The organism is Chitinibacter sp. GC72, assembly GCF_009760905.1.
Taxonomy (GTDB): domain Bacteria; phylum Pseudomonadota; class Gammaproteobacteria; order Burkholderiales; family Chitinibacteraceae; genus Chitinibacter.
In genome coordinates, this window is the sequence record NZ_VIRW01000013.1 from 26503 (window position 1) to 46060 (window position 19558).

At 55.3% G+C, this 19558-nt stretch carries 15 protein-coding genes; 9 read left to right on the forward strand and 6 right to left on the reverse strand.

The features are described 5' to 3' along the window. Positions 1-22 precede the first annotated feature (22 nt). Positions 23-1348: an exodeoxyribonuclease VII large subunit gene (xseA, locus tag FLS37_RS11450; protein ID WP_232522581.1), complete on the forward strand. Its 1326-nt coding sequence runs from the start codon at positions 23-25 to the stop codon at positions 1346-1348. A gap of 103 nt (positions 1349-1451) precedes the next feature. On the opposite strand, the gene FLS37_RS11455 is transcribed toward xseA, so the two are convergent. Next, complete coding sequence (locus tag FLS37_RS11455; RefSeq protein WP_157670064.1) at positions 1452-1658, reverse strand: hypothetical protein; 207 nt, start codon at positions 1656-1658, stop codon at positions 1452-1454. Positions 1659-1995: 337 nt separating this feature from the next. Here FLS37_RS11455 and purB point away from each other — a divergent pair, with 337 nt between their 5' ends. The 3 genes from purB (at position 1996) to hisC (ending at position 6343) form a co-directional block, all read left to right on the forward strand. Further along, a complete protein-coding gene (purB, locus tag FLS37_RS11460; protein ID WP_157670065.1) occupies positions 1996-3366 on the forward strand; it encodes an adenylosuccinate lyase in 1371 nt (456 codons plus the stop codon). A 253-nt stretch (positions 3367-3619) separates the two neighbouring features. Further along, positions 3620-5080: a YdgA family protein gene (locus FLS37_RS11465; RefSeq protein WP_157670066.1), complete on the forward strand. Its 1461-nt coding sequence runs from the start codon at positions 3620-3622 to the stop codon at positions 5078-5080. A 192-nt stretch (positions 5081-5272) separates the two neighbouring features. Further along, on the forward strand, positions 5273-6343 hold the full coding sequence (gene hisC, locus FLS37_RS11470; RefSeq protein WP_157670067.1) for a histidinol-phosphate transaminase: 1071 nt from the start codon (positions 5273-5275) through the stop codon (positions 6341-6343). A gap of 344 nt (positions 6344-6687) precedes the next feature. Here hisC and FLS37_RS11475 read toward each other — a convergent pair whose 3' ends face one another. The 3 genes from FLS37_RS11475 to FLS37_RS11485 form a co-directional block, all read right to left on the reverse strand. Next, the gene (locus FLS37_RS11475; RefSeq protein WP_157670068.1) at positions 6688-7197 is read right to left on the reverse strand and encodes a bifunctional adenosylcobinamide kinase/adenosylcobinamide-phosphate guanylyltransferase; all 510 of its coding nucleotides are present in this window, start codon (positions 7195-7197) and stop codon (positions 6688-6690) included. 79 nt (positions 7198-7276) lie between these two features. After that, entirely contained in the window at positions 7277-8179 is a 903-nt protein-coding gene (locus FLS37_RS11480; protein WP_157670069.1) for a DMT family transporter, read from the reverse strand. Between the two features lie 77 nt (positions 8180-8256). Then, positions 8257-10863 carry an ATP-binding protein gene (locus tag FLS37_RS11485; protein ID WP_198314595.1) on the reverse strand — a complete coding sequence of 869 codons (2607 nt, stop codon included), beginning with the start codon at positions 10861-10863 and terminating at the stop codon, positions 8257-8259. Between the two features lie 148 nt (positions 10864-11011). Between FLS37_RS11485 and rlmD the strand changes: the two genes are divergently transcribed. Further along, the gene (rlmD, locus tag FLS37_RS11490) at positions 11012-12319 is read left to right on the forward strand and encodes a 23S rRNA (uracil(1939)-C(5))-methyltransferase RlmD (protein WP_157670071.1); all 1308 of its coding nucleotides are present in this window, start codon (positions 11012-11014) and stop codon (positions 12317-12319) included. A gap of 278 nt (positions 12320-12597) precedes the next feature. After that, positions 12598-13767: a glycoside hydrolase family 18 protein gene (locus FLS37_RS11495; RefSeq protein WP_157670072.1), complete on the forward strand. Its 1170-nt coding sequence runs from the start codon at positions 12598-12600 to the stop codon at positions 13765-13767. A 359-nt stretch (positions 13768-14126) separates the two neighbouring features. Here the strand turns inward: FLS37_RS11495 and FLS37_RS11500 are convergent, their stop codons facing one another. Together FLS37_RS11500 and htpX are read right to left on the reverse strand one after the other, a co-directional pair. Further along, positions 14127-15698 (reverse strand): methyl-accepting chemotaxis protein, encoded by a 1572-nt coding sequence (locus tag FLS37_RS11500; protein WP_157670073.1) that lies wholly within the window; start codon positions 15696-15698, stop codon positions 14127-14129. A gap of 312 nt (positions 15699-16010) precedes the next feature. Beyond that, positions 16011-16889: a protease HtpX gene (gene htpX / locus FLS37_RS11505; RefSeq protein ID WP_157670074.1), complete on the reverse strand. Its 879-nt coding sequence runs from the start codon at positions 16887-16889 to the stop codon at positions 16011-16013. A 231-nt stretch (positions 16890-17120) separates the two neighbouring features. On the opposite strand from htpX, the gene FLS37_RS11510 reads away from it, so the two are divergent. The 3 genes from FLS37_RS11510 to FLS37_RS11520 all read left to right on the forward strand — a co-directional run bounded on the left by FLS37_RS11510 (position 17121) and on the right by FLS37_RS11520 (position 19395). Further along, positions 17121-18032 carry a LysR family transcriptional regulator gene (locus tag FLS37_RS11510; protein WP_157670075.1) on the forward strand — a complete coding sequence of 304 codons (912 nt, stop codon included), beginning with the start codon at positions 17121-17123 and terminating at the stop codon, positions 18030-18032. A gap of 141 nt (positions 18033-18173) precedes the next feature. Then, positions 18174-19094 (forward strand): branched-chain amino acid transaminase, encoded by a 921-nt coding sequence (locus FLS37_RS11515; RefSeq protein ID WP_157670076.1) that lies wholly within the window; start codon positions 18174-18176, stop codon positions 19092-19094. Between the two features lie 100 nt (positions 19095-19194). Further along, a complete protein-coding gene (locus FLS37_RS11520; RefSeq protein ID WP_157670077.1) occupies positions 19195-19395 on the forward strand; it encodes a zinc-finger domain-containing protein in 201 nt (66 codons plus the stop codon). Positions 19396-19558 lie beyond the last annotated feature (163 nt).

A 19558-nucleotide genomic window follows, 5' to 3' on the forward strand; every position in this document is an offset into this window, starting at 1 on the left:
GTCAAGCCCCTCAAAAGCTGTAGTGTCTGTCACACAACTGAATCGTGATGTGAGATTGTTGCTAGAAACCGGCTTTCCCAGCTTGTGGGTGGCCGGGGAAATCTCCAATTTCAAGCGGTATGATTCGGGCCATTGCTACTTCAGCCTAAAGGACGCCAATGCGCAGGTACGCTGCGTGATGTTTCGTGGCCGGGCGGCGCTGCTGGACTTTGCGCCGCGCGAAGGCTTGCAGGTGGAAGTGCGCGCCGTGGTGTCGCTGTACGAAGCGCGAGGCGATTTTCAGCTCACCATCGAGGCCATGCGCCTCGCCGGGCAAGGGGCTTTGTTCGAGCGCTTTGAAGCGTTGAAGAAGCAGTTGGCCGCCGAGGGGCTATTTGCCGCCGAGCGCAAGCAGGCGCTGCCGCACTTTCCACGCCGGATCGGCATTGTCACCTCGCCCGCCGCGGCCGCATTGCGCGATGTGCTCACCACGCTGGCCCGCCGCATGCCCAATATTGAAGTCATTCTGTATCCCACTGCCGTACAAGGGGCCGATGCGGCCAAACAGATTGCACGCGCCATCGGCCAGGCCGCCAGCCGCAATGAAGTCGATACACTGATTATTTGCCGTGGTGGCGGCAGCCTAGAAGATTTGTGGTCGTTTAACGAAGAAATCGTCGCCCGCGCGATTGCCGCCTGCCCGATTCCGACCGTGAGCGGTGTTGGCCACGAAACCGATTTTACGATGGCCGATTTTGTCGCCGACGTGCGCGCGCCCACACCCACGGCAGCAGCCGAGCTGGTCAGCCCCAATCGCAGCGAATTATTGCAGCGCCTGCAGCAGCTGAAACAGCGGCAAAGCCGGGTGTTGCAGCAGCAGTTGCAACAACGCATGCAGCGGCTGGATCAGCTGGCGCGGCGGCTGATTCATCCGGGGCAAAGACTGGGCCAACAGAAAATCGCGCTGAGCAATCAGGCGCGCCGTTTGCAGCAATGTCTGCGCTTTAGCCAGCAACAGCGTGTGCAGGCTTTGTCGCGGCGGGCGCTGCAGCTGCAGCATGTGCGTCCACACGTCGCGCAGCTATTACCTTTGCTGCAGCAAAAGCAGCAGCGTTTGCACAGAGCCATGCAGCGCAAGCTCGAGCAAGAGCAGCAACACCTGAAACAGGCGCAGCTACAGCTCAGCCCGTGGGATCCGCAGCAAGTACTATCGCGCGGCTACGCGCTGGTGAGCCGCCCCAATGGCCAGCTGGTGCGCAGCGCCTTGGAAGTGCGCGCAGGCGATGCGCTGAATATCCGTTTTGCCGACGAGAAAATTAGCGTTGAAGTCCGCCAGGGGATAGTCCAGCAGCCCGAATTGGGCTTGTAAATAAAGAAGGGGTATTGCCCGCCAGGGCAGACTAGACAATAAAAAAGGCGATATACCTAACTGGGTATATCGCCTTTACTGGCCTTCACTGCATGTTGGCAACTCACACTGCCGAATCGGCCCCTTTGGCAGATTCAGCATAGCGCTCGGTTGGGCTGCTCGAGAAGTGGAAGACCACCGCATTGGCAAACATCGGATCGAAACCTTTTTCGATCATGATTTCCACAATCGATTGCGCCTGACAGCCGCGCTGCAGGTTTTCGATAATCCAGTCCTGCCATTCGGGGGTGATTTGGGTAAAACCGCTCATTGCAATACGCCTCTCCATCCATTGTCTTGCGGATCGCCGCGGTACATGATCGACTCAAGGCCAACAGAACCGGGCGTGTTCGCCTCGTCGCCCTGTAAATCCGGGTCGCGAGCACTTTGTAAGGTGTTTACATTATTCATGTGAAAAGAGGCCTTGTCACTCTTTCTTACACGCAAAAGCCCAGATTCGTCACGAACGTCACAAGCCTTTTGCCACAATGCTAAAAAGACTAGTCGATCTGTGGTGATCGTGATAGGCAATCAGCTAAGTCAGTCACAAAGGGCTGTGCTAGAATCTCGCCTTTGATCGATTTAAGACCTACGGACGGGTTGGCATTATGGAACTTTCAGCACTGACCGCGCTTTCGCCGCTAGACGGCCGCTACGAAAAACAACTGGCCGATTTGCGCGCCCATTTCAGTGAATACGCGCTGATTAAAAATCGCGTTACCGTCGAAGTGGCCTGGCTCAAAGCGCTGGCCAGCGAAGCTGCGCTGACAGAAATCAAACCATTCTCGGCCGCCACGATTGCCGAACTCGACGCCGTGGTTGCGCAATTTAGTACCGAACACGCGCTGGAAGTGAAAACCATCGAGCGCACCACCAACCACGACGTGAAAGCCGTTGAATACTGGCTCAAAGAGCGTCTGTCGGGCAATGCCGAAGTCTCAGCCGCCAGCGAATTTATCCACTTCGCCTGCACTTCAGAAGACATCAACAATCTGTCGCACGCACTGATGCTCAAAGGCGCGCGTGAAGGTGTGATGCTGCCAAAACTGGCCGAAATCATCACCAAACTGAAAGAATTGGCGCACGAATTGGCCGACGCGCCAATGATGAGCCGCACGCACGGCCAGCCAGCCACGCCAACAACGATGGGCAAGGAAATGGCCAACGTGGCTTTCCGTCTGGAACGCCAACTGAGCCGCATTGCCAATGTTGAATTGCTCGGCAAAATCAATGGCGCGGTAGGTAACTACAACGCGCATTTGTCGGCGTATCCGGAACTCGACTGGGAAGGCTTCTGCCGCCGCTTTGTGGAAAGCCTCGGCATTACCTTTAACCCGTACACCATCCAGATCGAGCCACATGACTACATGAGCGAGCTGTACGACGACTTCGCGCGTGCGAACACGATTCTGATCGACATGAACCGCGACATCTGGGGCTATATCTCTCTGGGCTTCTTCAAGCAGAAAGTGAACAAGAACGAAGTGGGCTCTTCAACGATGCCACACAAAGTAAACCCGATCGACTTCGAAAATTCCGAAGGTAACTTGGGTATTGCTAACGCCGTCTTGTTCCACCTGAGCCAGAAACTGCCGGTATCACGCTGGCAGCGTGACCTGACCGATTCGACCGTATTGCGCAATATGGGTGTTGGCCTAGGTTATTCATTGCTTGGGTTTGTAGCGGCGCTCAAAGGCCTGAACAAACTGATGGCCAATCGCGACGCGATGATGGCGGATCTGAACAATAACTGGGAAGTACTGGCTGAGCCGATCCAGACGGTAATGCGTCGCTATGGCGTACCTAACCCGTACGAGCAGCTCAAAGAGCTGACGCGCGGCAAAACCGGCATCAGCAAGGAAGCGCTGGCGGTGTTTATCGACGGGCTGGAAATCCCGCAAGACGCTAAAGATCGCCTGAAAGCATTGACGCCAAGCAGCTACCTTGGCACCGCCGAGGAACTTGCGCGCCGCATTTAACGGCAGGCGCTCAGTGGATTGAACATGATGGTAGGTCTCGGCAAAGCCGAGCCCTAGATCCACGATAGGGCAATTGGCCTGCCTCATGTTCTATACCCACTCCCCCCGCCCTCTCCCTGAGAGGGAGCCTCGCTTCTCTCGATGTGCTTTTTACTGCATTTATTGAATAATCACAGGCGCTTCGGCGCCTGTTTTTACGTCGATCAGATATAATCAACGACGGTAAAATGACTATTCAATTTGGAGTTTCACGGTGAAACGTAAAGTAATCGCTGGCAGCGCACTCGGCCTGATTGTTCTGGCTACAGGCTACTTAGGTGGCAGCTATTATGCTGGGCAAGCCGTTGAGCAAACCATGCTCAAGCAGCACGAGTGGATCAGCAAGCTGCCCTACTTTATCGTTAAATCGCACAGCTACCAGCGCAACTGGCTGAGCTCGACCGAAGTCACCACGCTGCAGGTTAACCCCGAGCTGTATCGCTTTTTGCTGGAAAAAGAAGGCGAAAAGCTGCAGACCTTCGAGGTGACCTACACCAATCATATCCAGCACGGGCCACTGCCTTTGCTGCTGCGCTTTAACCCGCTGCCATACAAGGCGGTGGTGAGCACCGAATTCAAATATTCGGCCGATACCGAGAAGTTTCTGGCCAAATTCTTTGGTGAACAAAAACCGATCACCATTGAAAACCGCATCGCATTTAACGACGATGGCGTAATGAAAATCAATGTGCCCAGCTTTGATTATGAAGAAGCCTTATCTGGCGTAAAAGCCAAATGGCAGGGGCTGGACGCCACGCTCTCATATGGCGGCGACTTTAACCGCGTCCAGTTTGAAGCCAGCGTGCCCGGTCTGTCGGGTCAGGCCAAGGAAAAAGGCTCGTTTGCCCTGCAGGGGTTGAGCGTCAGCCTGAACCAGAGCAAAGGCGCCAATGGCATTATGATCGGCACCAATACGGCCAAAGTCGCCCAGTTTGACCTCGACATGCGGGAAGGCAATCCGCTGAAGCTCAAACTGGAAAATCTGGTTTATCAAGGCAAAGTGAATGAAGATGGCCAGTTTATTAACGGCAGCGCCCAGCTGGATCTGAGCAAGCTGCTGCTCAATGACAAACCCTACGGCCCGGCGGTCATGATTGCCGAGGCCAACCACCTGCATGGCAAAACACTGGCCAAAATCAGCGATGAAATCACGCTGCTGCAAAAACAGAAGCTCAATCGCGAGCAGCTGACCGAGGCGCTGAGCAAGCTGGCCAAAGAGCATGGCTTGCCCTTGCTGCAAAATGATCCCGAATTTGCCATCAAAAAGCTCGAAGTGAAGCTACCAGACGGCAAAATCCACTTTGCCGGCTCGGTGGGGCTGAAAGGTTTTGTCGAGGCCGATCTGGACAAACCGGTTTCGCTGGTGAGCAAGCTCGACGCGCAAGCCGATTTTGCCATTCCGCGCAAAGTCGTTGAAACGCTGGTGATGTGGCAGGCGCGCAATATGTTTGCCGGTGCCGAGGAAAGCCAGATCAATCATGAAGACATTGATTTTCTGGCCAGCCAGTTTGTCGAAGGTCAGATCAATAAACTGTCCGATCAGAACCTGATCCGCGTAGAGGGTGATCTGCTGTCGGCCAAGGCCTCACTGAAGGGCGGAAAATTCATTCTGAACGATATTGCCGTACCGCTGCCTTGGGATCAGGAGCAGGATCTACCCGCGGCAACAGAGTAAGTGGGTGGACAATTTTCAGGCAAAGCACTGAGCGAAAGACCGTACAAAGAAGTAGGACACAGCAAAGTTGCGATGCATGAGCATTTTTGGCTTAGCACTTAAAGCGGCTATTTTTCGCCCAATCTCCCCATAAGACAGGCGCTCTTGATAAAATCGATCTTTGCCTCGATCAACTCACCAAAGATCATTGCCATGAGCCGTTTCTGGAGCCCTGTCGTACACACACTCACCCCGTACACCCCGGGTGAGCAGCCCAAGATCACCAATCTGATCAAACTCAACACCAATGAAAACCCGTACGGTCCGTCGCCCAAAGCGATTGCGGCCATGCAGGCGGCAGTGAATGATCATTTGCGCCTTTATCCCGATCCGAATGGCGACGTACTCAAGGACGCGATTGCGCACTATCACCGCGAACATGCGCTAACCCGCGCTCATGTTTTTGTTGGCAATAGCTCGGATGAAGTGCTGGCACACACTTTCCAGGCACTGCTCAAGCACGACAAACCGCTGCTATTCCCGGACATCAGCTACAGCTTTTACCCGGTTTACTGCGGCCTGTACGGCATTGACTATCGCACGGTGCCGCTGAACGCCGCGTTTGAAATCGACACGGCCGATTACGTTGGCGGCGGCGCGATTATTCTCCCGAATCCGAATGCCCCCACCGGCATTTTGCTGCCGCTGGCACAGATTGAAGCGCTGCTGCAAGCGCATCCCGATCAGGTGCTGGTCGTGGATGAAGCGTATGTCGACTTCAGTGACAGTCGCGGGGACAGCGCCATCAGCCTGATCCAGCGCTACGATAATCTGTTGGTCGTGCAAACGCTGTCCAAATCACGCTCGCTCGCTGGCCTGCGCGTCGGTTTTGCCGCAGGTCACCCTGATCTGATCGCCGGTCTGGAGCGCGTTAAAAACAGCTTCAACTCCTACCCGCTTGATCGCGTGGCACTAGCCGGTGCAGTAGCTGCCTTTGAAGACGAGGAGTATTTCGCGCAAACCTGCGCAGCGATTAACACTAGTCGCGATACCCTAAGTGGGCATCTCGTTGAACTGGGCTTTGAAGTCTTGCCATCCAAAGCCAATTTCATCTTCGCCCGCCACCCGCAGCATGATGCCGCCACCCTGGCCCAAGGCCTGCGCGAACGCGCCATTCTGGTTCGCCACTTCAAAGCGCCACGGATCGAGCAATTCCTGCGCATTTCGATTGGCACAGATGCGGAATGCACAGCGCTGATTAATGCTTTAAAAGAAATAATCTAAAGAACTACAATGTTCTGAATTCGTGTTGGTCGTTTTTAGCGCCTTCGGCGCGCTGTTTTACAGTCGCAATCCGCGACGGGGACTTACTTCTCTTGCTTCGCCAAGAGAAGTAAGCAAGAGAAGGCGACCCCCGCCTGCGGCCCTCCGGGCTTCCCTCGGTCGGTCGCGAGCCAAACGATAAAGCTGTTTGTCTCGCTCCACTCGCTCGGCGATGGGCGACAGGGGATTTCAAGCCCTAGATCCTCCAGCGAGGTTCGGATCAACACGCATTAATGAATATTGCACAAAATCCAGGGGTATTACTCTGCAGCACCACTCAGCAAATCGCTGCAGAGTAATACCCCCTACTTCACTTTCAGCGGTAAGCCCGCCACCATCAGCACCACTTCTTCTGCCTGTGCGGCAATGTACTGCATAAAGCTGCCGTGCAGATCGACAAAATGGCGGCCCATTTGGGTTTCGGCGTGCAGACTCCAGCCGATTTCATTGCCCACGGCGATGACGGTCTGGGTGGTGGTGGCGGCAAATTCAGCCCAGCGTTTCTTGGCATCAAGCAGCGTGGCGTCTCGATCGTATTCGCAATCGGTAAACAGATTGGTCAGCCACAAGGTGATGCAATCGAGCACGATTACGTCGCCGTCAAAACCGTGCGCGGCCAGATCGGTGTCTTGTTCGAGATTCACCCAGCGCTCGTCGCGCGCGCTTTTGTGCCGCGCGATACGCTCGGCAAAATCGTCGTCCCATACCCGCGAGGTAGCCAGATAAGCCGGACGTGCAGACAGGGCCAGTGCCCGGTTTTCGGCGTAGCGGCTTTTGCCACTTTTTTGTGCGCCGGTGACGACAATCAGCTTCATAGTTTTAATTCCTTCCGGTGCATTTTGACCTGCAATCTCTCGCACGCGGCGATCAAGCAGGTCAAAATACCCTACCCCTCTAATTCCTGCCAGGCAAGCCCAGGCCGTGCTCCGCGAAGTATACCCCAAGCAAGATCATGGCAGCGCCTGATGCGCCCACTAGGGTGATGCGCTCATTCAAAATCACCACGGCGGTGAGCATGGTCACCAGCGGAATCAGATAGATGTAGTTGCTCGCCTTGACCGCGCCAATAATCCCAACGGCTTTATTCCAGGCCACATAACACAGCGCCGAAGCGACAATGCCCAGAAACAGCATATTGCCGCCTTGCAGCGGATCGAGCCACAGGGATAAATCGAAGCGATAGTGCATCAGCCAAGCGGCGGGCAGCAAGGTGAAAATCCCGTAGAAAAAGATCTGCCGCGTCAGATACAGATAGCCATAGCGTTGCCCTGCCCGCTTGAGCAGCAGGCAGTACACCGCCCACGCAGCCCCGGCGGAGAGCGCCAGAATATCGCCCAGCGGATTGAGCTGCAAAATCACGCTGCCGTTAAACATCACCAGCGCGACGCCAGCCAGCGCCATCAGCGAACCAATAATCAGGCGCCGGCTGAGCTTTTCGTCATGCGTGGTGAAATGGGCAAAAAAGGCTGTTAGCAAGGGCGCGGACGAGACCAGCAAACCCACGCTGGAGGCTTGCGTATATTGCAGCGCGATGTTTTCGGTGAGGAAATACAGCGTGACGCCAAACAGGCCAAGGCCGAAAAAATACAGCTCTTCGCGCCAGTTTGGCCGTTTGAAAACCGGCTGCATCAGCAACAAGAGCAGATAGGCCAGCACAAAGCGATCAAGGGCAATTTCTACCGGGCTGCGCCATTGCAGCAGGATTTTGGTCGATACAAAGGTAATACCCCAAACCAGCACACAGAACAGCACCAGCAAATGGCCCAGCAGGCGGGCGTCTTTGAACTTCGAAGTCATTCTTTTCAACCAATCGCAATACGGGGCGTTTCAGGATACGGGAAAATGGCAAGCTTGCCGCCCGCTGATTTCCCCAACTAGCCCGGCAGGCAGGAATTCTCGTCGACGCGCTCGACCAGATAGTAGGCCAGCATATCCTGCAGACGGGCAAACTCCAGCGGTTTGGACAAAAATCCATCCATTCCGGCACTGAGGCACTGCTCTTCACTGCTCTCGAAGGCGTTCGCCGTCAGCGCGATAATCGGCAGATTCTGAAATTGCGGCTGGCTGCGCAATAGACGCGTCGCCTCAATGCCATCCATTTCCGGCATTTGCCAATCCATCAACACCAGATCAAACGCTTCCTGCTGCGCCAGCGCCACGGCTTCCTGGCCCGAGTGGGCAATCCGCACCGTGCAGCCGAGCTTGGCCAGAAAGGCGCTGACCACCCGCTGATTCATCGGGTTATCTTCGGCCACCAGAATATGGCCATGAAAACGCACACAGCCGGCTTGCTGCGGCAGCAAAGTACTGCGTACATCCAGCAATTTGCGCAGGCCACGAATCAGCCCCACTTCGCTCAAGGCCGGTTTACCCAGAAAGCCTCGCGCGCCAGCGCCGCGCAGCGCCTGCTGCGCCGAATGCCAGCCGAGCAAGAGCGCGGGGCAATCGACATTCAACGCGGCCAGATTGCTTGAGTCTTCATCGACAATCAGCAGCTCGGCCTCGCACAATGCAGCCGGGCTGGCATCGAGCCAGCAGACATCAGAGGCGGTAAGCAGGCGCTTGATCCACGATTGGCTCCAGCCACCATCACCCAGCCAGGCTACTTTTTTCCCCTGCAAGCTGGCCAGCGTCGGCAACACACGCTGGCGTACCGTGTCATCAGCCCCTAGCGGCAAACGGACGATAAAACACGAGCCCTGCCCCAGCGCCGATTCAACGGTAATCGTACCGCCCATTAATTCAAGCAGCAGTTTGCAAATGGCCAGCCCCAGCCCGGTGCCGCCGTAACGACGCGTCGAGCCCGAATCGGCTTGATAAAAACGCTGGAACAGCAGCGCCTGCTGCGCCTTGCTAATCCCGATGCCACTGTCTTTCACCCGCAATTCAATCGCACCGCCCTGCACACTGGCGCTCAGATAAACCCCGCCTTGTTCGGTAAATTTCAGCGCATTGGACACCAGATTGGTGATGACCTGCTTTAAGCGCAAGCCATCGCCAAAGTAGCGCACCGGAAACACCGGCGCGATATCGAGCACCAGCTCGATCCGGCGCTCGACAGCCCGCGAGGCGAGCATGCTGCACGAGTCTTCCAATACTTCCTGCAGATTGAAAAAATCCGGCGTCAATTCGAATTTGCCCGCTTCGATTTTCGAATAATCCAGTAAATCATTCACCAGCAGCACCAGCGAATCGCCCGATTTGCGGATATTGCCCACGTATTCGCCCTGCTCTTTATTCAGCGGCGTATCGGCAAGCAACTGGGCAAAGCCCAGCACGCCATTGAGCGGGGTGCGGATTTCATGACTGATGGTGGCCAGAAAATCCGATTTGGCCCGGCTGGCGGCCTCAGCCTGATCTTTGGCATGCGCCAGCGCTGCTGTTTGCTGCGATAGCCGCGCATTAAGCAAATGCATTTCCTGCTGCACCTGCTTGGCACGGATCAGCTGCGCCACAATTGCGGCAAACAGCTTCATCACCTCACGCTGATACGGCATCAGGGTGCGGCGGCGCAGGAAATTATCGGCCGCCATCCAGCCCAGATGAATACCGTCGGCATAGAGCCCCACCAGGGAATTCCAGCCCCGGCCAACGACGACTTTATTGTAATAAATGGGCGCGTCTTCCTTGACGATCACCTCGCCCGGCTGCTCGGCTGCGGCGGCAAAAATCTGGTGCTGCGGAATGGTCGTGCTGTACCAGTGCTCGTCAGTCAGGCGACCATCATTGTCAGTGCCATAGGTGCCCAGCATCAGCCCCTTGTCGTGATCAACCGCGAACAAACCCAGTCGATCGATTCCCAGATCGGTAATCGCCGCGTTCACCGCCTCGCGCTGCAAGGTGTCCAGATCGGGGGTTTGCGTCAGGCGCAAAGTGACTTCGTGCAATTTTTGCAGCAGCTCGCGGTATTCTTCGGCGCGCTGCAAGCTGCTTTGCAAGCGGCGGGTCATTTCGTCGCGCTCGACGACGCCCCCGGTCAGCAAGGCTTCGATCCGATCGGCCAGCATGCCCGCGAGTGCCTCGCATTCAACCCGGAATGACGCGGTTTCCAGATAGGATTTCAAACGCGACACGTTGGCCAGCTCAACGTACAGCAAGGCAATCAGTTTGCCGTGGTATTCCAGCGGCAAAATCCAGCGCACCAGTTGCGGAATGCTGTCGCCCTCGACTTCCCAGATGTCCTCCACCTGAAAATCCACCGGGCGTACCGACAAAGCGGGCTCTCTCAGTTGCCAGTGCAGCTCTTCCACCGCCAGACCAAAAAATGCATCGGGGTTTTGCGGCTCGGCAAAACACAGCGAGCGTAGCCCAACGACCGCCTGAGCATGAATCAGCAGGCCTTTGTCATCGTCAGGCAGCACTAGAAAAGTGCGCTTGGCATCAAACGAATCACGCACAGCGCCAACCAGCGCCTCGGCAAACGCGTCCCACGTCTGAGCCTTGAGCAAAGTAGAAAGGTGCAGTACTGATTCGAGCTTCATAAGAAAACCTAAATGGCAAAGTGGTGCATGGGTGCTGCCAGTGTGCAGGCTGACCATCGTTTGCTTTACCGATTGCAAACACAGCGTCAACACTGTCCGGCTCGGTTATAATTGCGCCCAATTGCTTATATATATTGATTGACTCAAGATGAACAATCCTACCGCCCAGATCGAATCACTCAGTCACGAAGGCCATGGCATTGCACATGTCGATGGAAAAACGATTTTTATCGATGGCGCGCTGCCTTTCGAAACCGTAACTTACAGTAGCTTTCGCAAAAAACCAAGCTTTGAAAATGCGCAAGCGATCAGCGTGCATAATGACAGCTTTATGCGCGTAAAACCAAAATGCCCGCATTACGGCGTCTGTGGTGGCTGTTCATTACAACACATGGAATTTGGCGCGCAGGTTGCCGCCAAACAACGCGTGCTGGAGGACAATCTGGAGCGCATTGGCCACGTTAAAGCCCAATCCATCCTGCCCGCCATTTACGGCCCTGCCTGGGGCTACCGCCACCGTGCGCGCCTGTCGGCCAAAAATGTTGCCAAAAAAGGCACGGTGCTGGTTGGTTTTCATGAAAAGCGCAGCAGCTTTATTGCCGATATGCGCGAATGCCATGTGCTGGTGCCGCATGTGTCAGCGCAATTGCCTGCGCTACGCGAGCTGGTCAAAAGCCTGTCGATTTTCGACCGGATGCCGCAAATCGAGCTGGCCGTGGGCGCGAATATCACCGTGCTGGTGTTTCGCAATATGGAAGACATCAACGATGCTGATTTTGCGCTGTTCAAAGCCTACGCCGACGAGTGGAAAGTACAGATCTGGCTGCAACCCAAAGGCCCGGATAGCGCCTACCCGCTCTACCCGCTGGACGCGCCCAAACTCAGCTATCTAATGCCCGAATTCAATATTGAAATGCCGTTCAAACCCACCGAATTTACCCAGGTGAACCACGGCATCAATCGCGTGATGGTCGAGCGCGCCATCAACATGCTAGACCCGCGGCCGGGCGAGCGCATTGCCGACATGTTCTGTGGTCTGGGCAATTTTACGCTGCCGATTGCACGTAGCGGCGCCCAGGTGCTGGGCATGGAAGGCAGCCAACAGCTGGTGGAGCGCGCTTTTGAGAGCGCCAAACACAATGGCCTAGATCATCTAACCGACTTCACCATGGCCAATCTGTTCGATATGAAACCTGAATGGCTGGAAAAACTGGGGCATTTCGACAAAATGCTGATCGATCCGCCGCGTGATGGCGCTATTTCGCTGTGCAACGCCATTTCGGCAGAAAACGGCCCGAAACGGATTGTGTACGTCTCCTGTAGCCCGTCCACGCTGGCGCGCGACGCCGATGTGCTGGTGAATGTCAAAGGCTACACGCTCAAATCGGCAGGCATTATCAATATGTTCCCGCACACCGCGCATGTGGAAAGCATCGCGTGGTTCGAGAAAGAATAAGCCCGGATTTGATCCATCTGCAATGCCCGCTTCGGCGGGCATTTTTATTATCTACAAGGGTATTACTCTGCAGGGCAATCTGTAAATAGCTTTCAGACATATACCCAAGCCAATCCAACTCATCATCGAGCAATCCTCGTAACAAACCACCGCTGCGCGATGCAAGAAAAGGACAAGGCCGAGAGCAGTTTCGGCCATTTCCCCACCTTCGCCGCAGTCGTATACTGCGTGGACAAGTCGGCAGTCATCGCCGATCACACCCCCAACGAGGATGACTGATGAAAAACATCGCCACCACCCTGTGCCTACTCGCCCTGCCCGGCAGCAGTTTTGCCAACGATGCACTGATTTCCTATCTGCCCACCTGGCGAGACGCCAGCGTGGTGAGCAAAACCGGGCCGCAGCTGGCCAAGCTCGATTACGGTATTTTGTCGTTTATCGAAGTCAACGCCAGCGGTGAAGCGTATTTACCTGCGGCGACCAAGGCCGGTGCTGCTTTGTGGCAGGCGCAATTTAAAACCGCCAAAAAGAGCAATCCGAACTTTGCGTGCATGTGGGCGATTGGCGGCTGGACAGGCTCTAAAAATATCGCCAGAACCGCGCAAACCGAAGCGGGTCGCGCCAAGCTGGTAAAAACTTCGGTGGCGATTATGCGCGACTCAGGCTGCATCGGCCTTGATCTGGACTGGGAACACCCGGTGACGGGGGGCGAATACGCTGCCGATGCCAGCGCGGCCGATCTGCAGAACTGGGTCAGCCTATTGCGCGATTTTCGCCAGGCACTCGATGCCGCGGGCAAAACCGATAAGAAACAATATCGGCTCAGCGTTGCCGTACCAGCCAATAACGGCGGCTGGGTGATGCAGGGCTACGATTTGAAAAATGCTTTTCCGCTGCTGGATTGGGTCAATCTGATGGCCTACGACCGCAGCGGCGGGTGGAGCAAAACGGCCACGCTGCACGCCAGCCTGCACAGCGTGCCCAACGATCCGGATGGGCAGATTTTATCGAGCAGCAAGGCAGTGGATTATTTTCTGTCGCTGGGCGCCAAGCCCGCCCAACTGGTCTTGGGCGTGCCGTTTTACGCGCGCGGACTGGGCAATGTGGCCGCTGGGCCCAAAGGGGATGGACTGGCGCAAAGCATGTCCGGGCCGGGGCTGAAAGGCGAAGCCGAACCGGGCGTGGTGAGCTGGGCTGATCTGCAAGCCAAATACACCAAAGCACCGGGCTGGAAAGCCTACCGCAATAAGGAATCAGGCCAGTCGCCGTATCTGTATCACGCCGACAAAAAAGAGCTGATTAGCTTTGACGACCCTGTTTCGCTGGCGGAAAAAGCCAAATACGTGAAAGAGCAGAAACTCGGCGGCATCATGATCTGGGAAATCACCCAGGACGACGCCGACTTCACGCTACTGGGCAGCCTGGGCAAAGCGCTGAAGGGCAAATAGTCGAAATAGCCCGCTTCATTGTTGGCATGTTCGCAATTGGTGTTGATAGGGTTAATGGATCGCCGCCGCCACTTCTTCGCTCTTAAGGGTATGAATATCTACACAACGCCACTGCTGGCTTAAAACAGAGCAAGTTGTGCTCGCGCAGTCGTTTCCCCCTTTGTAAAAGGGGGATTAGGGGGGATTTCGCTCTATTTGAGTACTCAAATATTGCTCTTGATGCCCCCCTAGCCCCCTTCAATGAAAGGGGAACGAGTGCGAAAAACTTGTTCAATTACTCTAAATACGCACAGATATTGGGGTATTGGCCTGCACTCAATATCCAGCAAGCACTTTAGGGCAATACCCTAGCAAGTAGATCAAGCCGTGCGCAGTGTGGCCATGCTGCTTTCCAACCGGTTGGCCACATCCTGCAATTGGCGCATGTCCTGCGTAATGCTGTTACTACCTTGTGAGGTCTGATTCAGGCCTTGGGCAATATCGGCCAGTTGCTGGTTGATGGCGCTGGCCGAGCGGCTTTGCTCGTCCACCGTGGTGGCAATGCCGTTCATTTTTTCGGCCACTGTCTCGCTAATGCCATGAATGCGGTTCAGCGCCAGCGCCACCACTTCACCGTCGCGATTGCACGCCGACAGATACTGCCCGGCCGCCAGTACGGCCTTGCCGGTTTGCTCGGTCGATTGCCGCGTGCCATCCAGAATATTGGCAATCATCCGCGTTGAATCGCTGGTGCTTTGCGCCAGCTTGCGCACTTCGTCGGCCACAACAGCAAAACCACGGCCATGCTCGCCCGCTCTGGCCGCCTCGATGGCGGCATTGAGCGCCAGCAAATTGGTCTGATCGGCAATGTCCTTGATTGTGCCGCTGACCGTGACGATTTTGCCAAACGACAGCCCCAGCTCGTTCATGGCTTGTTCTACCGAAGCAAAATGCACCGACAGCGCTTGCAGATTTTGCACCGTGGTCGCCCCAGCCTGATCGGCCTCCTTGGTCGCGGCCTTGGCTTGCCCGGCGGCAATGGCGGCAATCTGCGCCAATTCGCCGACGTAATGCACGGTTTCGGTCATTTCATGCATCGCCAGGCTGATTTCGCCCACGCGATTGGATTGCTCGCCCATATTGTGCGAGGCCTGATTAGCCAGCTCGGTAATATGCACCGCATCACGGCGCGTGTGCTGGGCTGCCGATTTGGCCTGCGCCAGAATCTGCATCAATTGCAGCAAAAAGTGATTAATCGCCTTGCCCAGCCCGCCCAGCTCGTCCTGCCCTTCTGGCATGCGCATGGTCAGATCGCCCGCATAGAGGCGCTGCGCCACTTCGGCCATTTCGGCCAGACTGGCTTGTAATCGGCGTGAGAAAAACAGCGACAAGCCAATAATCATCGCTGCCGCTAGCAACAGCGGTATCAGCACCAGCCAGAATGTTTGCGCCAACTGCTGCCCAAACACCGATTCGGCGTCGCTAGCGCGCGCACCCTCGCTGACCATCAGTTTTTCCAGTACCAGCAGCAAGGGGGAAAGATCGTTGCGATAAATCTGCTCGGGTATCGCCAACGCGTCTTCGGGCGAGGTTTCGGCAATCAGCACCGCATTGCGAAATTGCGTCAGGTAACGTGCCCAGTGTTCGCCCATCGCCTGGTTAAACTGCGTTTGCTGCGTTGCAGGCAGCTGCACAGCAGCGGCTGATTGCTTGATGCTTTGCTCGTACTGCGTCAGCTGATTACCAATATCGGGCTGCATCACATCCAGCCGCGACAGGGTCAGCATATCGACCTTCAGCCGCACCAGCTGCTCGGCCGAGCGCTGCGCGTCGCGGTAGCTATCAAAACTGTGCTTGAGCCGCTGCAGATTGCCCGCAGCCAGCAAAACGGCCAGACCCAGAGCCAGACCTGTAAGCACACTACCTAGCTTGAGCTGTGCTGCAATTTTCATACGGATACCATCGGAAAAACCATCGATGGCAAGGACTGTAGACTGGCCTGGTTACAATTGGATGACAAGTCTTGGCATTCACTTTGGCAGCCGATTGAAATCAGCCGCTCATACACCTCCAATGTATTGATCCAAAAATCAATATCAACAGTTACTTCAAGCACATACCCATAGTGAAAGTGCAATATTCAGATTGAGAGGTGAGATGGCCGAATAGGATGATTTAGCGATGAATTTTGAATATGGCCAAAAAAAAGGGTATTGCCCGGCAGGCAATACCCTTTCTTGTTCGCGGAGCCATACCCCTAGCGATTAACGCATCGCTTGCAAAGCAGCAATGCGCTCTTCCATTGATGGGTGCGAGCTGAACAAAGACATCCAGCCTGATTTATTGGCGATACCCGAGGCCGCCATATTGCTTGGCAAGGCGCTCGGCTCCATCCCGCCCAGGCGGCGCAAAGCATCAACCATCGGCGCAGTATCGCCCATTAGTTGCGCAGCACCGGCGTCGGCCCGGAATTCGCGCTGACGCGAGAAATACATCACGATCACGCTAGCCAAAATACCAAACAGAATGTCACAGATAATCACCGTCACCATATAGGCAATGCCGGGGCCGGACGATTCTTCATTGTCTTTTCTCAGGAATGAATCGACCAGATAACCCACCACGCGAGCTAGGAAGAAGACAAAAGTATTCACCACGCCCTGAATCAGCGTCAGCGTCACCATATCGCCGTTTTTCACGTGTGCCACTTCGTGCGCCAGCACTGCCTCAATTTCGCGGTGCGTCATGGTGTAGAGCAAGCCGGTTGACACGGCCACCAGCGAGTTGTTTTTGGAAGGGCCTGTGGCAAAGGCATTGGGCTCGCCTTCGTAAATCGCCACTTCGGGCATCGCGATTTGCGCGCGCTGCGCCAAGCGGGCGACGGTATCAAACAGCCATTGCTCATCCTGATTGCGTGGGCGCTCGATCACCTGTGCGCCAGTGCTCCATTTGGCCATGGTTTTGGACATGGCCAGTGACAGGAAAGCACCGCCAAAACCCATCACGCCGGCAAACATCAGCAACATCGGCAAATTAAGCCCGTTGGCGCTGATAAAACGGTTCAGCCCCAGCACGCTAACCACAATACCCAACACCACCATAATGGCGATATTGGTCGCAATTAATAGAATCGTCCGTTTCACTTGTCACTCCTTGTAAAATTTGCGCTCATTATAAGTGAGGCGCTTGGCGCCACAGTATGCTTTTGCAGCGTGTGCACGCAATGCCACATTGTTGACTGCTTAGATATCGTTGATGCGATTGAAGTTCCGCCGCGCTAATCGCAAGCAACGCTACCCGCAGTATAAAAAACTTTACTGCATCAAACATCAGGCTTACATTGACAAACCTTCAGTTTTTCTCGAAAGATGGCCATGCAAGCGCTCAATTACAAACACCTGCATTATTTCTGGGTCGTCGCCAAAGAAGGTGGCATTAGCGCCGCAGCACGCAAGCTGGGGATTACGGCGCAAACGATTAGCGGCCAGGTGAGTTTGCTCGAACAGGATATGGGCCAAAGCCTGTTTAGCCAGGTGGGGCGCAATCTGCAGCTCACCGAAGCGGGCCGCACCATGCTGCACTATGCCGACCAGATTTTTCTGCTCGGCCAGGAATTGCAGCAAGCGATGGAACGCGGCGACAGCTTGCGGGCGCGGCTGAATATCGGCATCGTTGATATGATCCCCAAAAGCAATGCGCTGCAGCTCTTAAGCCCGCTGCTTCAATCGTCGCAAACATCGCCATCGTCGCACAGCACGATCAAGTTGGTGTGCCAGGTCGATGGCGATCTGAACGAATTGCTGGCCAAACTGACTTTGCACCAGTTTGACCTGATTCTGGCCGACCGCCCTTTGCTCAACGCCGAAGCGCTACAGCTGCGTAGCCAGCCGCTGACCACCGCGCCCATCATGCTGCAAGGCACGCGCGAACTGCTTGAACAATACCAGCCGCACTTCCCGCACAGCCTGAGCGGTGCGCCCTTATTGCTGCCAACGCGCAATACTGCGCTGCGCCTGCAGCTGGATGCCTGGTTTGCCGAGCGGCAAATCTACCCTGATATTGTGGGCGAATTTTCCGACAGTGAATTAATGCACACCTTTGCCAAGGCAGGTATCGGCCTGCAGCCAGCACCTGTCATCCCCTCCAGAGCAATACCTGTGAATGACTTGCATATCGTCGGCGAGCTGAGCGGCGTCGATGCGCAGTATCATGCCATTTACAGCCCGAAAAAAATCCTGCATCCGGCGCTGGAAAAGCTGCTGAACCCACTACCCGAAACGGCCTGAAATATACCTCCGTAATACTGCTGCAAGCCGCTGCAGCGCCCGCACCAGCGGCGCTGTAGTGCATGCACTAAGTCCAACAGAAAACGCACAACTTCGGTTACAATCGTCGTTTTCCCGAATACAGCAGCAGGAGACTTCAGCATGTCAATGGCAGATCGCGACGGCGTCATTTGGTACGATGGCAAACTGGTAGATTGGCGCGACGCGACGACCCACGTCCTCACGCACACCCTTCATTACGGCATGGGTGTATTTGAAGGCGTACGTGCATACGAAACGCCCAAAGGCACTGCGATTTTCCGTCTGCAAGACCATACCGAGCGTCTGCTCAACTCGGCCAAGATTTTCCAGATGAATATTGGCTACAGCGCAGAAGAGCTGAACGAAGCACAAAAAACCGTCGTGCGCGAGAACAAGCTGAAATCTTGCTATTTGCGCCCATTGTCGTTTATCGGCAGCGAAAAGCTCGGCATTGCCGCGACCAATAACACCATCCACACCATCGTGGCTGCGTGGCCTTGGGGCGCTTACCTGGGCGAAGACGGCCTGACCAAAGGCATTCGCGTTAAAACATCGAGCTTTACCCGTCACCACGTGAATGTGTCGATGGTGCGTGCCAAAGCCAGCGGTTACTACATCAATTCGATCATGGCGCATCAGGAAGCGGCGGCTGACGGCTACGATGAAGCGCTGCTGCTCGACACCGAAGGCTACGCATCCGAAGGCGCGGGTGAGAACCTGTTTATCGTGAAAAAAGGCATCATCTACACACCAGACGTAGCCTCATGTCTGGACGGCATCACGCGCAATACGGTGCTGACTTTGGCCGCTGAAGAAGGCTTTACCGTGGTGCAAAAACGCATCACGCGCGATGAAATCTACACCGCTGACGAAGCGTTCTTCACCGGCACGGCTGCTGAAGTCACACCAATCCGCGAGCTGGACAATCGCCCAATTGGCGCTGGCACACGTGGCCCGATCACTGAGCGTTTGCAAAAACGTTATTTCGACTGCGTAAAGGGGCTGGATCCGAAACACGAAGACTGGCTGACACTGGTATAAAAACCGTAGGGTGGGTTAGCGCAGCGTAACCCACCGTGGCTGATAACTGGTGGGTTACGCCTACGGCTAACCCACCCTACGAGAATCAAAAGAGGACACTATGAGCCTGATCGACAACACCCAAAAAGAAATCGAAGTGACCGCGCACGACGTGCCTTTGCACTGTCCGATGCCGAACATGTTGAAATGGAATTCGCACCCACGCGTTTTCCTCGACATCGCGAAAACTGGCAAAGCGCAATGCCCATACTGTGGCACGCAGTACAAATTGAAAGAAGGCGAAGTGATCAAAGGCCATTAATTGAGCCAAACACAAGAAGCGGCGAACCAGAATATCCTGGTCGCCGCTTTTCTGCTTTTTTCGGTGTAAGTAGTTAAGCAAAAGTTGTCTTGCATCGTTGTCTCGCCTTGTCGTACTCGATGTACTGTCTGCGGCTTCGATGCCTTGCCATAAAACTTTTGCA